Consider the following 24,425-nt stretch of genomic DNA (forward strand, 5'->3'; position numbering starts at 1 on the left):
TATATTTCAATTTCTGCCGCAGAATCCGTCAAGCACCTGTCTGGCTCTGCGTACAGCCTCTTCATCAGTTCTCCAGATTTCATACTCGCTGAGAGACGGAAGTCCCATATTAACTCCCTGTCTGCGATATTCCATTTCACTGTCCAAAGTAACTTTTCCGGACATATGGAATGCTGTTGCTCCTGTTTTCGGATAAAGCTCCCTGATCACATCCGCATTCACGCCGCTTCCAACCTGAATGGTGATCCTTCCGGCGCTTTTCTCTACCAGTCCCTTGAGAAGATCCGCTCCGGCAGTACAGATATTTTTCTGTCCTGATGTAAGAATTGTATCAATTCCAAGAGAAATTGCCTGCTCCATTGTTTCGTATGGATCAGCGCACACATCAAAGGCTCTGTGAAGAGTTACAGACATTCCCTCTGCATCCTCCATCAGAAGCTTCATCTGTTCCATATTCAGAGTTCCGTCAGGATTCAGGATACCAACAACAACTCCCTCTGCGCCAAGTCTGCGAAATTCTTTCACCGCCTCACGGATCAGAACAAATTCTTCATCTGTGTAGCAGAAATCACCAAATCTCGGACGGATCAGAGCATGGATCCTGATATCTGTATGCTTCCGGATTTCCTGAAACAGCCACGGATTTGGAGTTGTTCCTCCGATGACCAGACTGCCGCACAGTTCCAGCCGGTCTGCGCCGCCTTTTGCTGCTGCCAGCGCAGACTCCACTGAATCTACACATGCTTCTAAAATAAAATCAGTCATATATCCTCCTTATTGCCCGTTTTTGCAGGCATCCAGATAAAGATTCTTTATTTTGCGGCATTTATACCAGTCTGACCCCGGATGCCTCCAGGGTCCTCACGATCGTACTGTCCGGATACTCGTCTGTTACGATTCCGTTTATGTCGTCAAAATGCGCAAATTTATATGAATCATTAAAATAAAATTTTTCTTTTTCCATTACAACGTATTTATGTCTGCTACTGCTGATCACAGCTTTTTTGGTCAATCCGTCCTCCACTCCCAGAGTAGTGACAGTACAGTCAACCATATCCACTCCGCAGCTTCCCAGAAAGGCTCTGTCAAAGCTGTATTGCTTCAGCACCTCTATAGTTGCCGCTCCCATAAAACCGTTTACGCCCTGATACATGGTTCCCCCTGTACCGATTACAGTAATCATGGGATTCTGCACGAGGATCTGCAGAATATCAATCATATTGCTTACTACAACAACCTTTATCCTGGAGGCAGCAAGAAGTTTGGCAAGCTCAATATTTGTTGTGGAAATATCCAGAAAAACGGTTTCATTGCTTTTGATAAGTCCAAAAGCCTTTTCTGCTATGATCTTCTTTTTATCCAGATGATAGTTTCGTCTGTCAATAACATCTCTCTGGAGGGGATAGTCCTGAGACATGATCGCCCCTCCATAAGTTCTTTTCAGTTTTCCGGAATTTTCCAGGGTCTTCAGGTCTTTGCGGATACAGTCCTCTGACACATGAAATTTTTCACTGAGGGACTTTACCTTTACCTTACCCTTTTCCTGAAGACACTGTATAATAGCAGCCTGTCTTTCTTCTGTAAACATGAAATACCTCCTTTCCGTTAAGAGGTTTTTATGCCATTACTCTTCTGTCAGTATTACATCAAGAACTGTATCTGTCTGATCCGGCAGAATTGGATCAAGTCCGAGATCTGCAAATACAATGTCCGGATAATCACTGTGTACCCAGCTGTTGGAAACCGGAACCTCAGCGCCTGTTGCAAGGTAACGGATTCCTTTCAGACGGTCTTTCGGAACGCCAAGAAGCGGAACCGGTCCGATTGTATTTTCAAAAAGGTGGAAATATCTGTGATTTCCTTTTCCTGTTACACGACCGTAATCCGGTTTTGCAATCTCTGTTTTTCCGCAGCCGTAAATACTCTCTCCGTTTTTCTTCATCCATTTACCGATCTCGCGAAGGATCTCCATGGATTCCTCAGGAATATTACCCTTAACATCAGGGCCTACATTAAGAATCAGGTTTCCGCCTTTGGATACGCACTCTACCAGCTTCTTGATCAGCATGGAAGCCGGCTTGTAGAAGTGGTCTGTAGCGCAGAAGCCCCAGTGATTGTTCATAGTCACGCAGGCCTCCCAAGCAATGTCATTACCCTCCACATCCTGGATTCCGTTTGGCGGGATCATCTGCTCAGGGCTTACAAAATCACCGTGGTACGGAGTAGGATTACATGCAGCCAGAGAACCGTATCCCTCGCCGCTGCACTCCAGACGGTTGTCAATGATCACTTCCGGCTGAAGGCTTCTTACCATATCCATAAGCTCTGTCGCTCTCCATGCCTCTCCTCTGAGGTCATCATAGGAAAAGTCAAACCACAGAATATCAATCTTTCCATAGTTGGTACAGATTTCACGGATCTGGTTATGCATATAAGTCAGATAATTATCAAAGTTACGTCCGTCGTTTTTGTACTCCGGATTGTTTCTCATTGGATGCTGTCTGTCTCCGTAATGAGGATAATCGTCATGATACCAGTCAATAATAGTAAAGTAAATTCCTACTTTCAGGCCTTCTGCACGAACAGCTTCCACATATTCTTTGATCAGGTCGCGGCCACATTTTGTATTTGTGGATTTAAAATCTGTGTACTGGCTGTCATAAAGGCAGAATCCATCATGGTGTTTTGCTGTAAGTACCACATATTTCATACCTGCTTCTTTTGCAGCGCGCGCCCATTCTCTTGGATCATAGTCAACAGGATCAAATTCCTCAAAATACTTCATGTAATCTTCTTTCGGAATTTCCTCCTCGCTTCTTACCCATTCTCCTCTTGCCGGAATAGAATAAAGTCCCCAGTGGATAAACATACCGAATCTTGCATCCAGGTACCATTCCATTCTCTTGTTATACTCATCTCTGTTAAATGTGTACATAACCTTCCTCCTGTGCGGATTTTAATTTATGATTTTCTTTTTACTCCTTAATATCCGGATAATGACATTTTACAATATGTCCCGGTGCTACCTCTACCGGAGTCGGACGCTCTGTCTTACATTTCTCTGTACAGTGAGGGCAGCGTGTATGGAACAGACATCCACTTGGCGGGTTACTTGGACTTGGAAGATCTCCCTGCAAAATAATACGTTTGGACTTCTTCTCCGGATCCGGGATCGGAACTGCAGAAAGAAGCGCTCTTGTATATGGATGTCTCGGATTTGCATAAAGTTCTTTTTTCGGCGCTGTCTCAACAATTGTTCCCAGATACATAACGCCGATTCTGTCTGAAATCATTTCTACAACGCTGAGGTCATGAGAAATGAACAGATAAGTAAGGTTATATTCCTTCTGAAGACTCTGAAGGAGATTCAGTACCTGTGCCTGAATGGAAACGTCAAGAGCAGATACCGGCTCATCGGCAATGATCAGTTTTGGCTGTACGGTAAGGGCTCTGGCAATACCGATACGCTGACGCTGACCACCGGAAAATTCATGAGGATAACGCTCTCCATGAGAAGGGCTTAAGCCTACAACACCAAGAAGTTCATGAACTTTTTTCAGTCTTTCTCCTGCAGTCATATTCGTATGGATCAGAAGAGGCTCGCCGATCAGATCCTGAACTTTCATTCGTGGGTTCAGGGAACCATAAGGATCCTGGAAAACCATCTGAATATCAGATCTTAAAGGACGCATCTCATTATCAGAGATTTTTGAGATATCTTTTCCTTCAAACCAGATCTCACCTGTATCCGGAACGATCAGATGATCGATCAGTTTACCTGTTGTGGATTTACCGCAGCCAGACTCTCCTACCAGGGAAAAAGTTTCTCCCGGCATAATATCAAAGGAAACGTCGTTTACTGCGTGAACGAATTTTTTCTTTCCAAACATCCCCTTATTTGCAGAAAATGTTTTTGATATATTTTTTACTGATACTAATGCTTCGCTCATGATCAGTTACGCCTCCTTTCCAAGATCATTCATATGATGACATCTGCATTTGTGGATGCCTTCCACGGTCATAAGTTCCGGTTCCTTCTCTCTGCAGATATCTGTTGCGTATTTACATCTTGGCGCGAATTTGCAGCCTTTTGGCATTACAGAAAGATCCGGTACGCTTCCCGGAATAGACGGAAGTGATTCCACTCCGCTTCCCAGCTTCGGAACAGAAGCGATCAGGCCCTGTGTATACGGATGTTTCGGTGCAGAGAACAGCTCTTTTACCGGAGCTTCCTCTACAATACGTCCTGCATACATAACAACTACACGGCTGCACATTTCAGCTACAACACCAAGGTCATGTGTGATCATCAGGATTCCAGTATTTTTCTTTTCACGGATTTCTTCCATAAGCTCAAGGATCTGCGCCTGAATGGTAACGTCAAGTGCAGTAGTGGGCTCATCTGCGATCAGCAGCTCCGGCTCACAGGACATTGCCATAGCGATCATAACACGCTGGCACATACCTCCGGAAAGCTGATGCGGATAGCTTTTCAGTGTCATATCCGGCTCAGGAATACCTACGGATTTCAGTACGTCATAAGCTCTCTGATGAGCCTGTTCTTTTGTAAAATCATTATGAAGCAGAATTGCCTCTGTAAGCTGCTTCTCTATTTTCATGCAGGGATTCAGGGAGTTCATCGGCTCCTGGAAGATCATTGCAACTTCTCTTCCGCGGATATTTCTCATCCCTTTTTTATCTTCTTTCAAAAGGTCAGTTCCGTTCAGAATAATCTCACCGTTGGAAATCTTGCTGTTTCTTGCCAGAAGACGCATAACTGACAGGGAGGTTACTGACTTTCCACAGCCGGATTCTCCAACCAGACCAAGGATTTCTCCTCTCTCAATGGAAAAAGAAACATTGTTTACGGCTGTTACCCATGTTTTGTCCCGCTTAAATTCTGTGCGGAGATTTTTTACTTCCAATAATTTTTCTGCCATGGTTTTTCCTCCTAGTTCATCTTCGGATCCAGAGTATCTCTAAGTCCATCGCCAAGCAGGTTAAATGCAAGAACAGTAAGGAAGATCAGGATACCTGGAAACAGTACCATATGCGGAGCTGTATTCAGATAGTTACGTCCAAGTGAAAGCATTGCACCCCAGTCAGGCTCTGTAACATTTGCGCCGAATCCCAGGAAGCTCAGAGATGATGCAGCAAGGATTGCTGTACCAATACGCATAGTAAAGTTTACGATCATAGACTGAATTGTTCCGGGGAATACATGAACAAACAGAATTCTGCTGTTCTTACATCCCAGTGAACGGGCAACCTCAACATAAAGAGACTGCTTTACGGAAATAGTTGCGCTTCGTATGATACGGGCAAAGGATGGAACCGTAAATACCGCAACAGCGATCATAACGTTTACCATACCAGGTCCGATAATAGCAACAACTGCGATTGCAAGAAGGATGTCCGGAAATGCGAAAAGCACATCACAGCATCTCATGATCAGGGAATCAACAAAACCGCCATAGAAACCAGCGATCAGTCCCAGAATAACACCGCCGGCTGTTCCGATGATCGTAGCGATCAGAGCGCAGGAAAGGGACAGTCTGGAACCTACCATCAGACGGCTGAATACGTCCTGTCCAAACTCATCTGTACCCCAGATGTGAGCGGCACTTGGTCCCTGAAGAAGACTTGTATAGTCCGGCTGATCCGGTGCATATGGAACAATAAACGGTGCAATAATTGCCATTAAAACAATAAACAGAATAAAAACAAGAGAAACAACTGCTGTTTTACGCTTCATAAACTTTTTGGTAAATTCTTTTACCTTGCTCTGCGCCTTAGGAAGCTCTTCAGCAGCAGCAAATTTATTCTGATCTAAATTTGTATTTGTCTGTGCCATATTTTTTCCTCCTAATTATAACGAATTTTCGGGTTGATGACTCCGTAAAGAACATCCACGATCAGGTTGATGACAATATACTCTGCTGCAAAGAACAGAAGCAGCGCCTGTACTACCTTGTAATCTCGGAAGTTAATGGAATCTACCAGCAGACGGCCAAGTCCCGGAATAGAAAATACAGTTTCAGCCATAACAGAACCGGAAAGAAGACCACCGATCTGAAGTCCGGCAACTGTAACGATCTCAATAAGAGAGTTTTTAAATGCATGGCGCATTACAACAAGAGTTTCTTTCAGACCTTTTGCACGAGCTGTTCGAACATAATCCTCACGCATGGTCTCCAGCATGGTAGATCTGGTAAATCGTCCAAGTACAGCCATGATTCCGGCGCCCATAGTAAGTGACGGAAGGATGTAGCTCTGCCAGGAATCCAGACCTCCTGTAGGAAGCCACTGAAGAGCAACTGAGAATCCCTGGATCAGCTCAAGACCTAACCAGAAACTCGGCACCGATATACCTGATATGGCGATGATCATTCCTATATAGTCAAGAGTTCTTCCATGGAATACTGCTGAAATAATACCAAGAGCAATACCGATAATGGTTGCCCAGATCATTGCAGAAACTGTCAGCATAATAGTTGGTTTCATTCTTGGAGCGATTGTCTCAACAACTGTTTTTCCGTTTTTAATAGAATCGCCAAGGTCTCCGGTAAAAAGACCTTTCATGTATTTTCCATACTGTACCAGCAGCGGATCATTCAGTCCCAGCTGTTCTCTTACAACTTCTACGTCTTCTTTCGTTGCATCCTGTCCTGCGATCATTCTGGCCGGATCGCCAGGGATCATATGTATAAACATAAATATTACAAATGAAATCACAAGAAGGAGAGGGATTGCGCTTGCAACACGCTTACAAAAATATTTACCCATTCTTTTGCCTCCAGTCTGAGTTATAAAAAATAATCATTGTCCATAGTCACAAAAACTGCCGTCCCCACATCTGTGAATGGTCACAGACAGTTGAACGGCAGTTTTCTGCTAAGAACTTTTATGTTCTGTTACATACTTCTGCGGCGCCTGTCGCCCCAGTTATATATTTACTTTTTAATTATTTACTGAGCAAGCACTGCTTCAGTGAAGTTAAATGATCCGTCCGGAGATACATATGCGCCGGAGAGATAAGATTTAGATGCATAGAGGATCTGATCGTTTCCAAGGAACAGCCACGGAGCAGCTTCCCATGCGATTGTCTGAGCCTCACCATAAACCTCAGCCTGTTTGTCCGGATCTGCAGTTGCAAGACCTTCATCTAACAGTTTGTCAAAGTCTTTATTTATAAAGTATGCTGTGTTGGCACTTGTAGGAGGTACCATATCGCTGTGAAGCAGGGAACGAACAGAACCATCCATAGTAAAGTCAGATGCAGACCAGTTTACATACCACATATTAACTTCTGCTTCTTCCTGATCTACATAAATCTTGTCGTTAAGTGTTGCAGGCTCCATAGGAAGAACCTCAACGTCAATGTTGATCTGAGCAAGCATCTGTTTGATAAATGTCATACCTTTTACTTCCTGAGTGGAGTTATCTCCCCACAGTGTAAGCTTGAATCCATCCTCATAGCCAGCTTCTTTCATAAGCTCTTTTGCTTTTTCAAGATCATAAGTATAAGGAGTCTGCTCTTTGTATCCTCCGATAATAGAAGGAACGATAGATGTTGCAGGTTTTGCATATCCGGAATACATAAGCTGAATGTATGCGTCTTTATCGATTGCATAGTTCATAGCCTGACGAACTTTTTCATCTTTCAGCTCCGGAACATTCATGTTCAGAGTTACATATCTCATGATGTTGGAGTCTGCTGCCAGTACGTTTACATCATCATTGCCTTTGATTGCCTCGATCTGGTCTGACGGCATCGGATAAACGAGATCTGCCTCTCCAGTCTGAAGCATAGCAGTACGGGAACCAGCCTCCGGAACCTCTTTAATAGTAACAGTATCTACAGAAGCTTTTTCGCCCCAGTAATCTTCATTGCGCTCAAAAGTTGTATGATCTCCCTCTTCCCACTCTGTGCAGATGAACGGGCCGGTTCCTACCGGATGATTCATAATATCATTGCCATATTCCTCAAGAGCAGCCGGGCTGATCATGCAGATCTGTGTCATACGATTGATGAACGGCGCCCATGGCTCACTGAGTTTGAATACTACAGTGTAGTCATCCGGAGTTTCGATGCTTTCCACACGGTATGTTTCTGATCCGTCTTCTCCAGTTACAACAAAAGTTCTTCTCTGACGAAGATTGTTTTCTTTATCAATGATACGCTCATAGTTTGCTTTTACTGCTGCTGCATTAAAGTCTGTTCCGTCTGTAAACTTAACGCCTTCACGAAGATGGAAAGTGTAAGTAAGAGAATCCTCAGATACTTCCCAGGAATCTGCAAGCTGTCCCTGAATCTCCTGATTCTCATCAAATGCTACTAACATTTCGTAGCATCCACGGGTTGCGGAAATTGCGTTTGTATCCGGAATATTTGCCGGGTCCATGGAACTTACGCTTCCCTCGATTGCGATCACCAGATCATTGTCCGGGGATTTTGCTTCTGTGTTGGTTGCCTTCAGTGCGTATCCGTCTTCTTTTTCTGCTGCGAATACTGTTGTGCCCATTGACAGTGTCATTACGCCTGCCAGAAGAGCTGCGAGAACTTTTTTACGATTCTTCATAAATCTTTCTCCTTTTTCTTTTTTATTTGTTAATAAGTTACAATTTCGTTATGAAATATGGGTACAAAAAAAGCATCTCTTATTTTTTGCATTTTGCAATGTTCTCATTATCTGATCTGATTCAACAATTTGCCCCTTTGCATACTCATAAAAAATACTTTGCCTTAATTCGATATCCACAGTATAACAATTTTCTACATATTTGTCAATGATTTTTTATTATTTTTTATTGATTATTCTTACTCTGTCCTGTTTTTATTTAACAAATAAGTATAAACAATCCAAAACAGGATGAATCAAACATTTTTCTTTTATCAGAAATTATACACTCTGCCTTTTTCACACAGCAGACCTGAAAAAAGGACAGCCCGGAAAATCTTCTTTTCCAGTCTGTCCTTATATAAATAGCTCTTATATCCTATTGGGAAAGCCTTTCTTCCGTTTTCCCTGTTTTCTCTTTAAACTTTAAACCGGTATCCTACGCCCCATATGGTTTCAATATACTGAGGCTTGGCTGTATTAAATTCAATCTTTTCCCGGATCTTTTTAATGTGGACCGTAACTGTGGCAATATCTCCCACGGATTCCATCGCCCATATTTCCCGGAACAGTTCGTCTTTTGTAAATACACGGTTGGGATTTTCTGCCAGAAATGTAAGAAGGTCAAACTCTTTTGTAGTAAAAGTAGTTTCTTCTCCGTTTACCCACACACGTCTTGCAGTTTTATCGATCTTGATCCCCCGGATCTCGATCACGTCGTTTTTTACAGCTCCGGATCCCACCAGTCGATTATATCGTTCCATATGGGCCTTGACTCTGGCAACCAGCTCACTTGGACTAAAAGGCTTCGTCATATAATCGTCCGCCCCCAGACCCAGGCCCCGGATCTTGTCAATATCGTCTTTTTTGGCAGATACCATAATGATCGGTGTATTTTTTTCCTGACGTACCTGCTTGCAGATATCAAACCCATCCACCTCCGGAAGCATAAGATCCAGAATGATCAGATCGTATTCCTCTGTCATTGCCTTCTGGAGTCCGGTATCGCCTCTGTTAGCAATCTCCACCTCAAAACCGGAAAGTTCCAGGTAGTCCTTTTCCAGATCTGCAATAGCCTCTTCGTCTTCAACGATCAATATTTTACTCATTTCATTGGTACCTCCTGATATTTTCTTAAAACAAAATACATAATGGTTCCGATTCCCTCACGGCTGGTAGCCCAAACCTTTCCTCCATGATCCTCCATAATCTTTTTTACAATGGAAAGACCGATGCCGCTTCCGCCCTTGGAAGAATTTCTGGAAACATCAGTCCTGTAAAAACGGTCAAAAATATAAGTGAGATCCTTGGATGCGATCCCTTTTCCATTGTCCTCGATCTCTACCTGAACAAAATCCCCCACATCCTTCACCCGGATTTGGATCACGCCCTTTGTCTTGTCCATATATTTGATAGCATTTCCGATAATGTTATGGATTACACGGCGAATCTGCTCTCCGTCTGCAATCACCAGCACATTTCTGTCAACATAATTGGCATAGTAGAGCTGAATCCCTCTCGTTTCCAGTTCCAGACCGATTTCCTCTGCACAGTCAGAAAAATAATCGTCCACATTCAGTTTGCTGAATGTATATGGAATCCTGTTTGTGTCGATCTTGGAATAAAAGGTAAGCTCGTTGATCAGGTGATCCATTTCGTTTGTTTTATTATAAATGGTTCTTACATAGCGGTCCATTTTTTCGGGAGTGTCTGCAACTCCGTCCATAATACCTTCTACATATCCCTTCACTGCTGTGATAGGTGTTTTGAGATCATGGGAAATATTACTGATCAGTTCCTTGTTTTCCTTATCCAGAATGAGCTTTTCCTCTGCTGATTCCTTCAGCCGCCGCCGCATTTCTTCAAAATCCCGGCACAGCTCAGAAAATTCATCTGTTCCTTCCACATCCAGCACAAAATCCAGATTCCCATCCTTAATATTCCTGGTGGCCTTGCGCAGCTTCACAAGAGGAGTGGCAATACTCCTGTAAATCCACAGTCCCACAGATAAACTGGTAAATACAAGTATCACCAGAGCAGAAACAAACAGATCCTTTGTCATGATCTGAAGCCCATCCTGCCCTGTTTCAGAATCAGCAATGGTGATCCCATAACCATAATCATGCTCTGCCGACACTGTTTCAGCTGTTTCTGTCTTTTTTTCCTCCCTGATCTGTGCTTCCCGCATTCCGTGAAGTGTGGCGGCAAACAAAAGAAGAGGTACCAGAATGATCATAAAAAAGCCAACCATAATTCTTGTCTGTAATTTCATGAAGCCTCCCTGTTTCCATCAGACGGAAGAAATTTCTCGCATTTTCCTGCAAACTTCCCTGTCTGGCAGAACAATATATCATACTGCTTTTTCCGGCATATAAAAACGCACGGGCAGCAAAATCACATTACCACCTGTGCGTTCATTATATCACATCGTCAGATTTCTATGTCTAAATTTTCTATAAAATCATCTTATGCAAGATACTTTTTCAGATCATCTACTTTATCAAGTTTTTCCCATGGAAGATCTACATCTGTACGTCCGAAATGTCCGTAAGCTGCAGTCTGTTTATAGATCGGTCTTCTTAAATCCAGCATACGGATAATTCCTGCCGGACGAAGATCAAAGTTTTCACGAATGATCTCAACAAGCTTTGTATCAGAAAGTTTTCCTGTTCCAAAAGTCTCCACATTAATGGAAGTCGGCTGTGCAACACCGATCGCATAGGAAAGCTGGATCTCGCATTTATCAGCAAGGCCTGCTGCAACAATATTCTTTGCAACATAACGTGCTGCATACGCTGCGGAACGGTCTACCTTTGTGCAGTCCTTTCCGGAAAAAGCGCCGCCGCCGTGACGGCCATATCCGCCATAGCTGTCAACAATGATCTTACGTCCTGTAAGACCGCTGTCTCCGTGAGGTCCGCCGATTACGAAACGGCCTGTAGGATTGATGAAATATTTTGTATTTTCATCTACCATATCCTCCGGAATGATGGCGTCAAATACATATTTCTTAATATCCTCATGGATCTGCTCCTGAGTAACGTCCGGATCATGCTGAGTAGAGCATACCACGGCATCAATACGAATCGGCTTGCCTTCTTCGTTATACTCTACAGTAACCTGAGTTTTGCCGTCCGGTCTTAAATAGCTGAGAGTTCCGTCTTTACGGATCTTGGTAAGCTGACGTGCAAGTTTGTGTGCCATGTTAATTGCATACGGCATATACTCCTCTGTTTCATTGGATGCATATCCAAACTGAATACCCTGATCTCCTGCTCCAATGGCATCGATCTCATCCTCGCCCATTTTTGCTTCCAGAGCCTTGTCAACGCCAAGGGCAATGTCTGCAGACTGCTCGTCAATAGCAGTGATAACTGCACAGGTATCTGCGTCAAAACCATATTTGCCACGAGTATAACCGATCTCTCTTACAGTATCTCTTACGATTTTCTGAATATCAACATATCCGTTTGTTGTGATCTCACCCATAACCAGAACAAGACCTGTTGTAGTTGCTGTTTCGCAGGCAACACGGCTCATTGGATCCTGCTCGATCAGTGCGTCAAGAATGGCGTCGGAAATGGCATCGCACATTTTATCCGGATGGCCTTCAGTAACAGATTCGGAAGTAAATAAAATTTTTTCCATTGCGTTTTCCTTTCTTCATAACGACCCGAAACTCCATTATCCCGGGTATTGGTAAACAAAAGAGACAGCCCGAATAATCGGACTGTCTGAATTTATCTTTCAATCCTCTTATTGTTCGATCACTCGCTCAGGCTGGCACCTTCCTCAATAGAGGGGTTGCCGTGGCTTCACAGATCCTTTGTATCTCCACCACTCTGAATAAAAGGCCGTTCTCTATTTGCTTTGTAACAATCATACAATATACTTATTTTTTCCGTTTGTCAAGAAAAAATATATGTTTTCCGGATCATCCTACGCGAAGACGGAATTTCTGGATTTCTTTTTCACCGGAAACTCTCTCGATTTCTGCTCCAAGACTTCTCAGCTTTTCTTCGAAATTCTCATACCCTCTCTGAACGTAAACAATATCGTCCACAACCGTTATGCCGTCTGCTGCCAGACCTGCAATTACCAGGGCTGCACCTGCACGAAGATCCGGTGCACTGACTCTTGCGCCTGTAAGCTTGCGTACTCCGTCAATGATCGCAGAATTTCCTTCTACTTTGATGTTTGCTCCCATTCTGGAAAGCTCGTCCGCATATTTGAACCGGTTTTCAAAAATGCTCTCTGTAACAATACTTGTTCCCTCTGCCAGCGCCAGAGTTACAGCGATCTGCGGCTGCATATCAGTGGGATATCCCGGATAGGGAAGTGTTTTTACATGAGTTCTGTGCAGTCTCTTTCCTGCGCGAACGCGAACTGCATCGTCAAATTCCTCTACCTCACAGCCGATTTCTTCCAGCTTTGCAGTAGTTGCTTCCAGATGTTTGGGAATTACATTTTTTACTGTAATATCTCCGCCTGTAGCTGCCGCTGCAAACATAAAGGTTCCTGCCTCAATCTGGTCGGGAATAATAGAATATTCTGTGCGGTGAAGTTTCTCCACACCTTTGATGCGGATCACATCTGTTCCAGCTCCCTTAATGTTGGCTCCCATGCTGTTCAGGAAGTTGGCAACGTCTACCACATGTGGCTCTCTGGCCGCATTTTCGATAATCGTACGTCCCGGAGCCATAGATGCCGCCATCATAATGTTAATGGTTGCGCCAACAGAAACAACATCAAGGAAAATGTGGCTTCCATGAAGATTTTCCGCACTTGCCATAATTGCTCCGTGAAGAATCTTTACCTCTGCTCCAAGAGCCCGGAAACCTTTCAGATGCTGGTCGATGGGACGACTTCCGATATTACAGCCGCCCGGAAGCGGTACTTCCGCATGTTTATACTTGCCAAGCAGCGCGCCCAGAAGATAATAGGATGCGCGGATTTTTTTAATGTATTCATAATCAACGCTGATATCAGCAATGGTAGAACCATTGATCTTTACTGTAGATCTGTTGATCCGTTCTACCTGTGCTCCGATCCCGGCAATTGCTTCCAGTAAAACATTGATGTCTCTTACGTCAGGCAGATTTTCGATTAATATGGTTTCATCCGTCATGATTGCAGCAGAAAGTATTGCAAGGGCTGCGTTTTTGGCTCCGCCGATTTCAACTTCACCTACTAACGGATTGCCTCCTTTAATTACATACTGTTCCATAAAACACCTCTATGAATTATTTTCACTCCGTAAGCCGAAGCAAACACCAGAAATGTTACTGTTCACTCCATTCACAGCAACCTGGTCGATCTGCATTCCGGATCACTTTCCGTGATCACATTTGGCCAGTAACCTGTAAACAGTAACCCAGAAATAATTTGTCATATCTAAAAAATATTAATATATTAAAATGTTCAATAACGTATTATAACATATTTTTAACATTTGTAAATAAAAAGTTAAGTATCTATGCCTGCTTCCGGTTACTGTTCACTCCGTTCACAGTAACTGCTTCTGCTCTTTCCTTTGTTTCAACAGCTACTTTTTTGCTTTTCCAGTATTTCCAAAACTGTCTGAAGACATGTTTCCAGATCCTGTCCCTCCTGATCGACCACAATGTCCGCATATTCTTCGTACAGAGGCGTACGTTCCCTGTAAAGATCCGCCAGCGTCTGTCCTTCCTTCAGGACAACACCTCTTCCCTTAAGGTTTCCCAAACGCTTTGACAGTTCATTTAATGACAGCTTCAGATAGACTACTGTTCCAAAAGACTTCAGATGCTCCATTGCCTCACGGCAGTAAACCACACTTCCACCTGTGGCGATCACCGTTTCCTCTGCCTCAATAGATGCGTTGACACGGTTCTCTATTTCCTGAAATCCATCATTTCCCTCCTGGTCAATGATCTGATGGAGCTTTCTTTTTTCCTGCTTCTGTATCAGAAGGTCAGAGTCAAGGAACTGATAGCCCAATACCTTTGCAAGAACAACACCTATGGTGCTTTTTCCTACTCCCGGCATTCCTATCAATGTAATGTTATTCATATATCCTCCAGACATCTCTGTCTATCATATTATCTGCAAATAACCGGATATTATTTTACCATAAAATGCCCTTTTCTGCAATCCCCCGGGAAATCTGCACTTTTTTTCCATTTTTCAGCGTTTTTTACTGTGTTTTTTTGCTTTTTTTACACTGTAACCAAAAGTTCCCAGTTTCTTTCCTGTTCCCAGATATTCCCCATGTGAATATACAATCGGTCGGGCTCTGTTCAGATCAAACCGGTTCTTCTCGTCCATATATTTTTCGTCTGCGTGTACTGCCACAACCTCGGCAATAAACATGTGATGAGATCCCAGTTCCCGGACCTCTCTTACCTTACATTCAATAGAAACAGGCGCTTCCGCTATCATTGGCGCTTTTACCTTTTCTGCCGTTTCTCTTGTCAGCCCTGTTTCCCTGAATTTATCAACATCTCTTCCGGACTTTACTCCGCAGTAATCTGTGGCAAATGCCAGCTCCTCAGTAGTCAGATTGATCACAAACTCTCCTGTTTCGCGGATCATATGATACGAGTAACGCTCCGGACGGATGGATACGGATACCATAGGAGGATTGGTACACACAGTTCCTGCCCATGCTACTGTTATAATGTCATCTCTGCCCTCTTTATCCGCTGTGCTAACCATCACAACCGGAAGAGGATAAAGCATATTTCCCGGTTTCCAGCTCTGTTTTGACATAAAATCACCTCCTGAACTTACGCGTACTCATTCTGCATCTGGGCAGCTTCCATCAGTGCAGGGATCAGCTGTTTCTTTCTGGAAACCACGCCTTCCAGATACAGAGAACCACTGTCAGCCACCATGTCAAAAGCGTTCTCTGCCATCTCTTTGCTTCCCTCACCATAAAACAGCAGCTCTGTGGAACGGTTCATAATGCTTGTCAGCATAAAATAAACCCTGGAAACTCCATGACGTCCACATTCACTTACCATAAACGGCTCCAGACGTTCTTTTATTTCTTTCAGCTCCTCTTCGTCCATGGAACTGATCTGTCCCACACCAAAGGTAACATCACCCTCTGCAATAAACTTCTTATAATCCTGATAAAAAATCTCTTCCGGTGATTTGTCTTTCAGATTGCTTCCTGCCTTAAACATTTCCTTTGCAAATTCCTCTATGGAAATATCAGCGATCAGCGCAAGGGCTCCTGCTGCCATTTTATCCTGAAGAGTGCAGGTAGGAGACCGGAACATCAGTGTATCGGAAATAATAGCCGCGCAGAGAAGTCCCGCTATTTTAGGCGGAATTTCCAGCTTCTGCTCTCCGTAGATCTGATACATGATCGTTCCCGTACATCCTACAGGCTGGTTCCGGAAGCTGACCGGCTGCATTGTCTGCAGCGTGCCCAGCTTATGATGATCAATAATCTCAAGGATCTCCGCTTTCTCAATATTATCAACAGCCTGATCCTTTTCATTATGATCTACCAGGACAACCTTTTTCTTATGCATATCCAGAAAATTACGACGTGAGATTGTTCCCACACATTTTCCCTTTTTGTCAATTACCGGGAATGCCCTGTGACGGTGCTTGATCATAACATCCTGAATATCATCTGTAAAATCCTCTGTATGGAAAGTTACCAGATTTTCTGTTTTCATAATGTATCGCACAGGAATACTCTGATTGATCAACCTTGATATGGTAAACGTATCATATGGTGAAGCGATCACCACAATATCCTTCTCATGAGCAAGCTTCAGAACATTTTCTGTAACCTGGATATCCATTCCCACAATAATACAGCTTACATTCATTTCAATGGCCTGCAGATGATCTTCTTCTCTGTTTCCAAGAATGATCATATCATTCTCACGGACATATTCCCTCATCTTGTCCGGGTCGGCAGTTCCTACCATAACCTTTCCTTCTGTAAAATATCCGTGTTCATTTCCCTCGATCACCCTGCCGCCGATCGTTTCCGCAATACGTCTGTACTGAGTTCTTGCCCGTGACAGAAGATAGCTGTCTGTTGTGTCCATATAGGTCTGAGCAATATCTCCAATGGTGATCAGACCTTCCAGACAGCCTTCCTTATCTCTGATTGGCAGAGAAACAATACTGTTTTCCTGCATCAGATCCCATGCGTTCTTTAGTGACATACTCTTATCTGCTTCCGGACTCATTCGGATATCCATATCTTTAACCTGGGTTCCGATATTACTCAGATAACCCGGAGGCTGGATCCCGAAACGATTCAGCACATACTCCGTTTCCTCACTGATCTGTCCGGCACGTTTGGGAACATATCTTCTGTTCTGAAATGTTCTGTTTTTGATATCACAATATGCGATCGCAGAGCAGATAGAGTCCGTGTCCGGATTTTTATGTCCGATCACAAAAATCTTATCCTGTTTTCTCATAAATTCCTCCTCGCTGCCTCTTTATTCAACGGATCCTGTATTTCTTTGAAGTGATCAGTCCAGTTTGATCCCTGCAAATAATGATCCAAGAGAAGTGGTTGCCTCCTCCCCTGCATCCGGAACCTCATAGACTTCTTCCTCAATATCCTTTGCCATCAGATCCGCAGCCTCTTTGATGCTGAGACTTAATTTTCCATCTTTTACGGCAATTACCTTAACTTTTACTTTATCTCCGACAGTAAGAACCTCTGACGGCTTTTTGATCCTTTTTTCACAGATCTGAGAAATATGAACAAGACCGGAAAGACCGTTTCCAAGATCTACAAAAGCTCCGTATGGCTGCAGACTTTCTACGGTTCCCTCTGTTACAAGTCCTACCTGCACATTTGAAATTTTATTCTTTCTCTCTTCCTCCGCCTGTTCTCTCAGAAGTTCCCTTGCAGAAAGAATCAGTTTTTTGCTGTCTTTGTCACACTCGATTACCTGAACCCTGATCTGACGGTTCAAATATTCCTCTGTATCCTCCACATATCCAAGAGAAAGTCTTGATGCCGGAATAAAGCCACGTACACCTTCTACATACGCAATTACACCTGCATTGGTGATTCCCTTTACTGTAACGTCAAGCGCTTCTCCTGATTCCTTGTATTCGCTGATTTTTTCCCATGCAAGCACATCTGCCGCCTCGACTCTGGAAAGAAGGATATTGCCGTTTCCGTCATCTTTACGGACAACAGTAGCAGAAACCTCATCTCCCGGATGAACTTCCTCTTTCAGATTAAATCCCGGCTCTCTTGTATAATCTTCAACCGGGATCACACCCTCTGCATAATATTTCAGATCAAGGATCACTTCCTTTTCATCCACACTTACTACTGTTCCGGTAAGAATATCTCCTTCTTCTATTTTTTTCATAGACTCATTCAACTCTTTTTCATAATCTTTCATTGTTTCAGCCATAATATACGACTCCCTTTCCTGCCATTATTTTCCTGTGTCCCCGTTCAGAACTGTCAGGCATTTTTGATTTATGTCACATGATACCGTGGACACGAAACCCGGTATTTGCGCTGCTCGCTCCCGTTAGGTGTCCGGGCATATATTTTCACTGAATTCATCCTGCGCCTTCGGCATGGAATCATTAAGTGCTCATATTATACCATATGGAGTTTCTGACCTACAACCCATTTACATTTCAACACCAAAAAAGCTCCCTGGATCAGAGAGCTCTGTAAACGAGGAGTGCCCCGGCAGTGGTTTACCGGGGCAATTATTATGAAAAAATTTATGTGTAATGAAGAACATTACAACGTCATAACATTGTTCTTTCGAACTGTTCTTATCATAGCAATATTTTATGAACTTTTTATGAATAAACAATGAACCTTCCGTGTATTTGCACAATATTTTTCTATATTCCTCTTTATTTTTATAAAAATTGTATCATGTTCTTCTGCATTTTAACAGATTAACGTTGTGTCATATGCATAATTCGTTTATTTTTATTTCCAGCGTGTCTGAAGCTTTTGTCAATTCAGGATATCCTTGACCATATCTACCAGTTTCCCGAAAATACTCTTAACATCCTCTTTTGTCACCCCAAGGCTCTCCAGTTTATCGTATACCTTGTGAACCTGCTCTCTTAACTGTTCCTCGTCAAGATCCATATTCTTAAACTTGTTATAAAGACTTACCAAGGTATTTTTTTCTGAATCTGACAGAGTGAAACCGGCAGCCTGTGCAGCAGTGTCAATAGCGGAAGAAATTTCCTCGTCAGACACGTCTGCCTGTCCAATTGAATCCATAGCAGATACAATAATATCAACCACCTTGTCCGGATCCGAAAGAAGATCTCCCACTCCGCTCTCCTTCAGAAGGTCCACTGCCTGATCCACCATTGCATCTGTTGTAGTGTCTGCATATACAGCAGCAGGCGCTGTACAGGTCAAAGCTCCTGCAAGGATCCATGCGCTTAATTTTTTTATTTTCACTTTTATTACCTCCATTTTGACTGAAACCATGTTTCGGAAACCCTTTTACGATTTCCTGTTATCATATCAGAAACAGCGACTTTCATTTCATCTCCGGTCACCTGAGCAAGTACCTTCCGGATCACTTTCGATAACATCTCTTTTTCTGACAGTTATTATTATATCATACTTTCAAACCTGCGCTGTAATCTGTTTATGAACCTCTTCTCACCTTCAAAACAGCTCTTCTATTCATAAATCTTTCTATTTTCGTTCATTATTTTTTCATATCTTAAACACGAAACTCTCATATTTTGCAGATATACTATTTACATAAAAATAATACAGCCAACATTATTTTTATAATTTTCTTTTTCATATGTTGGATACCTATAAAGGTATTCAACTCTCCTTCCTTTTAAATTTAATAAATCTTCAAGTAAAAAGCATCCGACCAGCCACCGGATGCTTTTTGCATACTCTTTTTTCTGTAATCTATGTGAAAAGCTCTCACTGCTGCAGCATCACCGGGATGCCGCGCAGCAAAATGCATTTGTCAGAGCAGCAAACTGCTCCAGACTCAGAGCCTCTCCTCTGATGTTCAGAGGAAGACCGCAGGCGCTGATCGCGCTTTCTACCTGTTCTTTTGTATAATTAAGTTCCTGAGAATTTTTCAGCCCATTGGCCATTGTTTTTCTTCTCTGGTTAAAAGATGCACGAATCAGACGGAACATCAGCTTTTCATCCTGAACCTGAACAGGAGGCTTACTGTGTCTTTTCAGACGGATCACAGCGCTTCCCACCTTCGGTCTGGGCATAAAACAATTCGGAGGCACATTAGCAACGATCTCCGGTTCCGCATAATACTGAACTGCCAAAGACAAAGCCCCGTAATCCTTTGAGCCAGGTCCTGTCTGCATACGGTCTGCCACTTCTTTCTGAACCATTACGGTTATGGATTCTACCGGAACATGGCTCTCAAACAGCCCCATAATAATGGGCGTTGTAATATAATAAGGCAGATTTGCCACTACTTTGATCGCTTTTCCCTGATTTTTTTCATCTGCAATCTTCTGGATATCTGTTTTCAGGATATCTCCGTGAATCACATTTACATTATCCCAGTCTTTCAATGTGTCCTGCAGTATGGGAATCAGAGCATCGTCAATCTCCACTGCTGTAACTGCCCTGGCAGAATCTGCCAGATACTGGGTCATAGTTCCGATTCCGGGTCCTATTTCCAGTACAAAATCATCTTTTGTTATTTCAGATGCACGAATGATTTTTTCCAGAACATGAGTATCGATCAAAAAATTTTGACCAAACCTTTTCTGAAAAACAAATCCATACTTCTGAAGAACTTCAATCGTGTATTTGGGATTTCCAAGATAAGGTCTGGTCATAATCTTTACTTCCTTTTCCGTTATTTATTTTTTATATTACTTAAAATCCTTTTCGTAGAGAACTGTATATCCATCCATATCTGTTCTCTTCTTGGAAATGTTTCTGCTCAGCTTACGGATTCCGCCGGTAGATTTGGCTATGGCATTGTCAATGATCTCTTTTACTGCCCCCACATTCATAGGCACATCCTCTTTCTGATTCACACTGATCAGATTATAAAGAGCGAGCATTGCCTCCTGAGCAATCGTATAGCCCCGTTCTCTTGTGTAAACCATTGCAAAGTTTACAAGCTCGTCATTGGTAAATACCGGAATATTGATCATGGATGTAAACTTGGATGTAAATTTCGGGAATCTTGCCATCAGCTTTCTCATTCCGATCTTTTCATCTTCCAGGATCACGATCATTCCGTCTGTGCGGAAATCCATTGCCTTGCTTAACTGATTTACTGTTTCTTTTTTAAGCTGGTTTGCATTTTCGATTACAAGGAAACCACCTGCCATCTTTTTGACGATTGCAGGAATATTTTTGCCGTTGATCTGCTCTGCAAATACATAGGCAACCTTGGCGGCTTCAAGATTCAGTTCCTTACAGATTGCAGGAATCAGTCCGGAGATCAGTCTTGTTTTTCCTGTTTCTCTTCCGCCCATAACAATAATATTTCCGGTTCTGGATGTTTTGTCAGCAGCAGCCATCTGAACGTCACAAAGCGCATCGACAAGCTGTTCTCTCAGCCCCGGTACTCTTGCAAAATATGTAAACAGTTTTTTCTCACTGTCTGTAAGATTCTTTTCCCTTGGGATAATATCCATTGCCTCCTGAGGACGGATGCTGTCCACAAACCGTTCCAGTTCCTCAGCCTGGCTCAGACGGACATTTTTCTTCTTCCGAGGAATCTGCTGGCTTACCGGCTCTTCTTTAAATACTGTTTTTCTGTCCGGATCCGGCTTCCTGATCACCGCATTGTTCTCATCGGAGATTTTCTCTGCAACTTTCTTTTTAGGAAGCGGTCTGCGGCTTACAACAGGGAAATCTTTAAATTCTTCCTCATAAAGCTCTTCGGAAGCATCATCCGAATCTTCGCCGTAGAAGTCGTCATATTCGTCGTCTGACTCATCTTCATAAAAATCGTCGTCCTCATCATCTGACTCATCTTCGTAGAAATCGTCATCCTCATCATCCGACTCGTCTTCATAGAAGTCGTCGTCCTCATCGTCTGACTCATCTTCGTAGAAATCATCATCCCCGTCATCATATTCATCGCCGTAGAAGTCATCTTCTTCTTCATCATCAGAAGCATCCTCATAAAACTCATCTGCTTCCTCAAACTCTTCTTCCTGAAGCTCTTTCGGCTCTTTGTGAACGTTTCTTCCTGCCGGACCATTCAGGAATTCTTCTTCTGCTTTCCGAAGATCTTCCTCAGTCATATAATCTTCATCATCAGGCTCTGTTGTGTGAACGTCCTCTGTTTTCAGTTCATCATCCGGAATTTCAATTCCCTGGGCAGTTGCTGCTGAAAGGATCATTTCTTCCAGGTTAAAATCAAGATCGCTTTCTGTTTCCAGAACATTCTTCTCTGCTCCCGGCAGTGTTACGTCCGGAGCCTTTGGAATTTCTGTCACAGCAGAATTTTCCAGATCTATATTTTTCATGGATTCCGGAATTTCAAGCTGTGGAAGCTCTGCGCTGCTGCCGGAAAGAGTCTCTTCTTCTTCCAGACGTGCAACCTCTGTCTGGTCGGAAAAATCCTCAAATATCTCATTTACGTCAATTTCCGGCTCATTTGCTTCTTCCTGTTTCTGTGTGTCTTCCTCAGGAATATATTCTTCTGCAGGTTCTTCCTCCCGCATAACAGAATCTTCTTCCGGTTCAAGATCCGGTACATTTTTATGTTCTTTCTCTGAAGAACGATCCCGGATCATTTCCTCCTGAAATTCTTCCTCTTCTTTTGTGAAATCCTCTTCTTTCTTTTTGCCGTTAAAGATGTCCCGGATTCCCTTTGAAATTTTTTCCTGGATACTTTCAGCGTTATTTACATCACGCTCATCAATACGAACATTATCAATTACAGGAGAATCTTCATCCATAGCAGTCTCATATTTATTCTCGGAACTGTTTTCCCTGGATCCTGCTGACTGAGTTATCTGATCCACAGTTGTCAGATTCGGAATAAACTGTTTCTCATACTGCTCTCTTTCTTTCCCGGTAAGCTGTCCCATGCGGTTCTTCAGATCCATTGCCTTCAGCACATAACGGCCTTCATTGAACCAGAGAATAATGTCATTGCACATTTCCAGGCATTTCTTCATATCGCCCTTCTGGTAGTACAGCTTTGCCAGCTCATAGGACCAGCGTTCTGTGAACTCACGCTCCTTATATTCTTCCAGAATACGGATCTGCTCGTCCAGAGAAACCTGTTTTGCTTTGCTTATCTTATATTTCAGAATATACCGGGTATTGTCATTGGGAGCAACCTCAAGATATTCCTCATAAAACTCGTCTGCTTCCTGAAAATCCTGCATTTTCAGAGATACCTCGATCAGCCTGTACAGGATATTTTTGCCGATAGGCGCCCGATGGTATGCCAGAAGAAAAATCTCCTTACTGTCCTGATATCTCTTATTGATAGCATAAATCTCACCGACCACGCACAGATTATGAACATTTTTTACTCTGCGCCAGTCAATGCTGTCAACAACCTCCATAGCCTCTTTATATTTCTTCTGGGCTAAAAGGTTCTCAATACGGCTCATTTTTATTCGAAATTCCTCTTTATCCAATATACATTCACCAACTTTCCATAATTAAAACAAGTTTAACATATGCATTTATGCTTGTCAAAGAACTTTCCCCGGAAAAAATAAATTCCGGGGAAAAAATTACTGCTGCTTACAGTTCGCTGTTCTTTTTTACCGGATTAAAAACTTCGCCTTTCACAACCCGGAATACTTTATTAATGTGAAACTGATGGTTCACAAAATCATCCAGACCTGTACAGGTGATCAATGTCTGAATATCATGAATACTGTCCAGAAGATACGTCTGACGGCTGCTGTCCAACTCTGAAAGTACATCATCCAGAAGAAGCACCGGTGTATCTCCGATTTTTTTCTTTACAAGATATATTTCTGAAAGTTTCAAAGACAGAGCGGCTGTCCTCTGCTGTCCCTGCGATCCGTATTTCCTGATGTCAATGCCGTTTACCAGAAAGCACAGATCATCTCTGTGAGGTCCTGAAGATGTCATTTTCATCCGGATATCCCTGTCCCTGTTTCTGCAGAGCAGCTCTTCAAAATTCTCTTCCTGTGCACTTGGTTCATAAATAACCTGAAGAAGTTCTTCCCCTCCGGTAAGATTTTTATGAATATCACAAATAATCTCATTTAGCTCTTCAACAAAAGTCTGCCTTTTACGGATCAGCTTTTTTCCATACTGCAGCATCTGATGATCCCATACGTCCAGAGTATCTTTCAAAGTTGGATTGGCATACATATCCTTCAGAAGGCGGTTTCTCTGATTCACAATATGATTGTATCCGGCCAGGTCAGACAGATAGATCTGATCCAGCTGACACAGTTCCAGATCCAGAAATCGTCTTCTTTCACCAGGCCCGTTTTTAATAATATTCAGATCCTCCGGCGAAAAAAATACAAGATTGACAATACCGAAAAGTTCTCTTGCCTTTTTAACCGGAAGCCCGTTGACTGCAGCTCCTTTGGATTTGTTTTTCCGAAGATGCATATCCAGCTTATAAGAAAGACCGTCCTTTTTTACCATCATCCGGATATGAGCATCCTCCTGACCGAAACGGATCATTTCTCTGTCCTTGCTTCCCTTATGAGACTTTGTTGTCCCACAGAGATAAACAGATTCCAGAATATTGGTTTTTCCCTGAGCATTATCCCCGTAAAAAATATTTGTTTCTCTGTCAAGATTCAGTTCAAGGGTTTCATAATTTCTGAAATTTTTTAATTGTACAGACTCTATATACATAA

At 42.8% G+C, this 24,425-nt stretch carries 20 protein-coding genes and 1 riboswitch; all 20 genes read right to left on the reverse strand.

All coding sequences use genetic code 11. The annotated features are described in order from the left end of the window. Window positions 1–6: 6 nt before the first annotated feature. Window positions 7–765 carry a copper homeostasis protein CutC gene (locus LU279_RS11625; protein ID WP_274422669.1) on the reverse strand — a complete coding sequence of 253 codons (759 nt, stop codon included), beginning with the start codon at window positions 763–765 and terminating at the stop codon, window positions 7–9. 61 nt (window positions 766–826) lie between these two features. Continuing rightward, window positions 827–1,588 (reverse strand): DeoR/GlpR family DNA-binding transcription regulator, encoded by a 762-nt coding sequence (locus LU279_RS11630; protein WP_274422670.1) that lies wholly within the window; start codon window positions 1,586–1,588, stop codon window positions 827–829. A 36-nt stretch (window positions 1,589–1,624) separates the two neighbouring features. Continuing rightward, entirely contained in the window at window positions 1,625–2,935 is a 1,311-nt protein-coding gene (locus LU279_RS11635) for an alpha-L-fucosidase (RefSeq protein ID WP_274422671.1), read from the reverse strand. A 40-nt stretch (window positions 2,936–2,975) separates the two neighbouring features. Beyond that, the gene (locus LU279_RS11640) at window positions 2,976–3,950 is read right to left on the reverse strand and encodes an ABC transporter ATP-binding protein (RefSeq protein ID WP_274422673.1); all 975 of its coding nucleotides are present in this window, start codon (window positions 3,948–3,950) and stop codon (window positions 2,976–2,978) included. 6 nt (window positions 3,951–3,956) lie between these two features. After that, on the reverse strand, window positions 3,957–4,940 hold the full coding sequence (locus LU279_RS11645; protein WP_274422674.1) for an ABC transporter ATP-binding protein: 984 nt from the start codon (window positions 4,938–4,940) through the stop codon (window positions 3,957–3,959). 11 nt (window positions 4,941–4,951) lie between these two features. Next, window positions 4,952–5,854, reverse strand: a complete 903-nt coding sequence (locus LU279_RS11650) for an ABC transporter permease (protein ID WP_274422675.1) — start codon at window positions 5,852–5,854, stop codon at window positions 4,952–4,954. A gap of 11 nt (window positions 5,855–5,865) precedes the next feature. Then, window positions 5,866–6,786 (reverse strand): ABC transporter permease, encoded by a 921-nt coding sequence (locus LU279_RS11655; protein WP_274422676.1) that lies wholly within the window; start codon window positions 6,784–6,786, stop codon window positions 5,866–5,868. A 182-nt stretch (window positions 6,787–6,968) separates the two neighbouring features. Next, entirely contained in the window at window positions 6,969–8,582 is a 1,614-nt protein-coding gene (locus tag LU279_RS11660; protein ID WP_274422677.1) for a glutathione ABC transporter substrate-binding protein, read from the reverse strand. 458 nt (window positions 8,583–9,040) lie between these two features. Further along, window positions 9,041–9,730: a response regulator transcription factor gene (locus LU279_RS11665; protein WP_274422678.1), complete on the reverse strand. Its 690-nt coding sequence runs from the start codon at window positions 9,728–9,730 to the stop codon at window positions 9,041–9,043. Continuing rightward, complete coding sequence (locus LU279_RS11670) at window positions 9,727–10,893, reverse strand: sensor histidine kinase (RefSeq protein ID WP_274422679.1); 1,167 nt, start codon at window positions 10,891–10,893, stop codon at window positions 9,727–9,729. Before LU279_RS11670 ends, LU279_RS11665 begins: the two co-directional genes overlap by 4 nt. Window positions 10,894–11,087: 194 nt before the next feature. Continuing rightward, on the reverse strand, window positions 11,088–12,269 hold the full coding sequence (metK, locus tag LU279_RS11675; protein ID WP_274422680.1) for a methionine adenosyltransferase: 1,182 nt from the start codon (window positions 12,267–12,269) through the stop codon (window positions 11,088–11,090). Between the two features lie 105 nt (window positions 12,270–12,374). Further along, a riboswitch (SAM riboswitch) is annotated at window positions 12,375–12,474 on the reverse strand. A gap of 81 nt (window positions 12,475–12,555) precedes the next feature. Further along, window positions 12,556–13,848: a UDP-N-acetylglucosamine 1-carboxyvinyltransferase gene (locus LU279_RS11680; protein ID WP_274422681.1), complete on the reverse strand. Its 1,293-nt coding sequence runs from the start codon at window positions 13,846–13,848 to the stop codon at window positions 12,556–12,558. Window positions 13,849–14,159: 311 nt separating this feature from the next. Beyond that, on the reverse strand, window positions 14,160–14,672 hold the full coding sequence (locus LU279_RS11685; RefSeq protein ID WP_274422682.1) for a shikimate kinase: 513 nt from the start codon (window positions 14,670–14,672) through the stop codon (window positions 14,160–14,162). Between the two features lie 114 nt (window positions 14,673–14,786). Beyond that, window positions 14,787–15,371, reverse strand: a complete 585-nt coding sequence (locus LU279_RS11690; RefSeq protein WP_274422683.1) for a flavin reductase family protein — start codon at window positions 15,369–15,371, stop codon at window positions 14,787–14,789. A 17-nt stretch (window positions 15,372–15,388) separates the two neighbouring features. Then, on the reverse strand, window positions 15,389–17,056 hold the full coding sequence (locus LU279_RS11695; RefSeq protein WP_274422684.1) for a putative manganese-dependent inorganic diphosphatase: 1,668 nt from the start codon (window positions 17,054–17,056) through the stop codon (window positions 15,389–15,391). 54 nt (window positions 17,057–17,110) lie between these two features. Next, window positions 17,111–18,016 (reverse strand): S1 RNA-binding domain-containing protein, encoded by a 906-nt coding sequence (locus LU279_RS11700; RefSeq protein WP_274422685.1) that lies wholly within the window; start codon window positions 18,014–18,016, stop codon window positions 17,111–17,113. 569 nt (window positions 18,017–18,585) lie between these two features. Next, a complete protein-coding gene (locus LU279_RS11705) occupies window positions 18,586–19,047 on the reverse strand; it encodes a DUF1002 domain-containing protein (protein WP_274422686.1) in 462 nt (153 codons plus the stop codon). A 503-nt stretch (window positions 19,048–19,550) separates the two neighbouring features. Continuing rightward, on the reverse strand, window positions 19,551–20,429 hold the full coding sequence (gene rsmA / locus LU279_RS11710) for a 16S rRNA (adenine(1518)-N(6)/adenine(1519)-N(6))-dimethyltransferase RsmA (protein ID WP_274422687.1): 879 nt from the start codon (window positions 20,427–20,429) through the stop codon (window positions 19,551–19,553). Window positions 20,430–20,465: 36 nt separating this feature from the next. Beyond that, the gene (locus LU279_RS11715; protein WP_274422688.1) at window positions 20,466–23,183 is read right to left on the reverse strand and encodes a hypothetical protein; all 2,718 of its coding nucleotides are present in this window, start codon (window positions 23,181–23,183) and stop codon (window positions 20,466–20,468) included. Window positions 23,184–23,319: 136 nt separating this feature from the next. After that, window positions 23,320–24,423 carry a DNA replication/repair protein RecF gene (recF, locus tag LU279_RS11720; protein WP_274422689.1) on the reverse strand — a complete coding sequence of 368 codons (1,104 nt, stop codon included), beginning with the start codon at window positions 24,421–24,423 and terminating at the stop codon, window positions 23,320–23,322. Between the last annotated feature and the right edge of the window lie 2 nt (window positions 24,424–24,425).

The organism is Blautia sp. XA-2221, from assembly GCF_028767025.1.
In the GTDB taxonomy this organism is placed as follows: Bacteria; Bacillota; Clostridia; order Lachnospirales; family Lachnospiraceae; genus Blautia_A.

What these genes read in the sequence shown, in the direction of transcription:
- LU279_RS11625 (WP_274422669.1), bottom strand. Translation starts at nt 765, where the DNA reads ATGACTGATTTTATTTTAGAAGCATGTGTAGATTCAGTGGAGTCTGCG.
- LU279_RS11630 (WP_274422670.1), bottom strand. Translation starts at nt 1,588, where the DNA reads ATGTTTACAGAAGAAAGACAGGCTGCTATTATACAGTGTCTTCAGGAA.
- LU279_RS11635 (WP_274422671.1), bottom strand. Translation starts at nt 2,935, where the DNA reads ATGTACACATTTAACAGAGATGAGTATAACAAGAGAATGGAATGGTAC.
- LU279_RS11640 (WP_274422673.1), bottom strand. Translation starts at nt 3,950, where the DNA reads ATGAGCGAAGCATTAGTATCAGTAAAAAATATATCAAAAACATTTTCT.
- LU279_RS11645 (WP_274422674.1), bottom strand. Translation starts at nt 4,940, where the DNA reads ATGGCAGAAAAATTATTGGAAGTAAAAAATCTCCGCACAGAATTTAAG.
- LU279_RS11650 (WP_274422675.1), bottom strand. Translation starts at nt 5,854, where the DNA reads ATGGCACAGACAAATACAAATTTAGATCAGAATAAATTTGCTGCTGCT.
- LU279_RS11655 (WP_274422676.1), bottom strand. Translation starts at nt 6,786, where the DNA reads ATGGGTAAATATTTTTGTAAGCGTGTTGCAAGCGCAATCCCTCTCCTT.
- LU279_RS11660 (WP_274422677.1), bottom strand. Translation starts at nt 8,582, where the DNA reads ATGAAGAATCGTAAAAAAGTTCTCGCAGCTCTTCTGGCAGGCGTAATG.
- LU279_RS11665 (WP_274422678.1), bottom strand. Translation starts at nt 9,730, where the DNA reads ATGAGTAAAATATTGATCGTTGAAGACGAAGAGGCTATTGCAGATCTG.
- LU279_RS11670 (WP_274422679.1), bottom strand. Translation starts at nt 10,893, where the DNA reads ATGAAATTACAGACAAGAATTATGGTTGGCTTTTTTATGATCATTCTG.
- metK (WP_274422680.1), bottom strand. Translation starts at nt 12,269, where the DNA reads ATGGAAAAAATTTTATTTACTTCCGAATCTGTTACTGAAGGCCATCCG.
- LU279_RS11680 (WP_274422681.1), bottom strand. Translation starts at nt 13,848, where the DNA reads ATGGAACAGTATGTAATTAAAGGAGGCAATCCGTTAGTAGGTGAAGTT.
- LU279_RS11685 (WP_274422682.1), bottom strand. Translation starts at nt 14,672, where the DNA reads ATGAATAACATTACATTGATAGGAATGCCGGGAGTAGGAAAAAGCACC.
- LU279_RS11690 (WP_274422683.1), bottom strand. Translation starts at nt 15,371, where the DNA reads ATGTCAAAACAGAGCTGGAAACCGGGAAATATGCTTTATCCTCTTCCG.
- LU279_RS11695 (WP_274422684.1), bottom strand. Translation starts at nt 17,056, where the DNA reads ATGAGAAAACAGGATAAGATTTTTGTGATCGGACATAAAAATCCGGAC.
- LU279_RS11700 (WP_274422685.1), bottom strand. Translation starts at nt 18,016, where the DNA reads ATGGCTGAAACAATGAAAGATTATGAAAAAGAGTTGAATGAGTCTATG.
- rsmA (WP_274422687.1), bottom strand. Translation starts at nt 20,429, where the DNA reads ATGACCAGACCTTATCTTGGAAATCCCAAATACACGATTGAAGTTCTT.
- LU279_RS11715 (WP_274422688.1), bottom strand. Translation starts at nt 23,183, where the DNA reads ATGAGCCGTATTGAGAACCTTTTAGCCCAGAAGAAATATAAAGAGGCT.
- recF (WP_274422689.1), bottom strand. Translation starts at nt 24,423, where the DNA reads ATGTATATAGAGTCTGTACAATTAAAAAATTTCAGAAATTATGAAACC.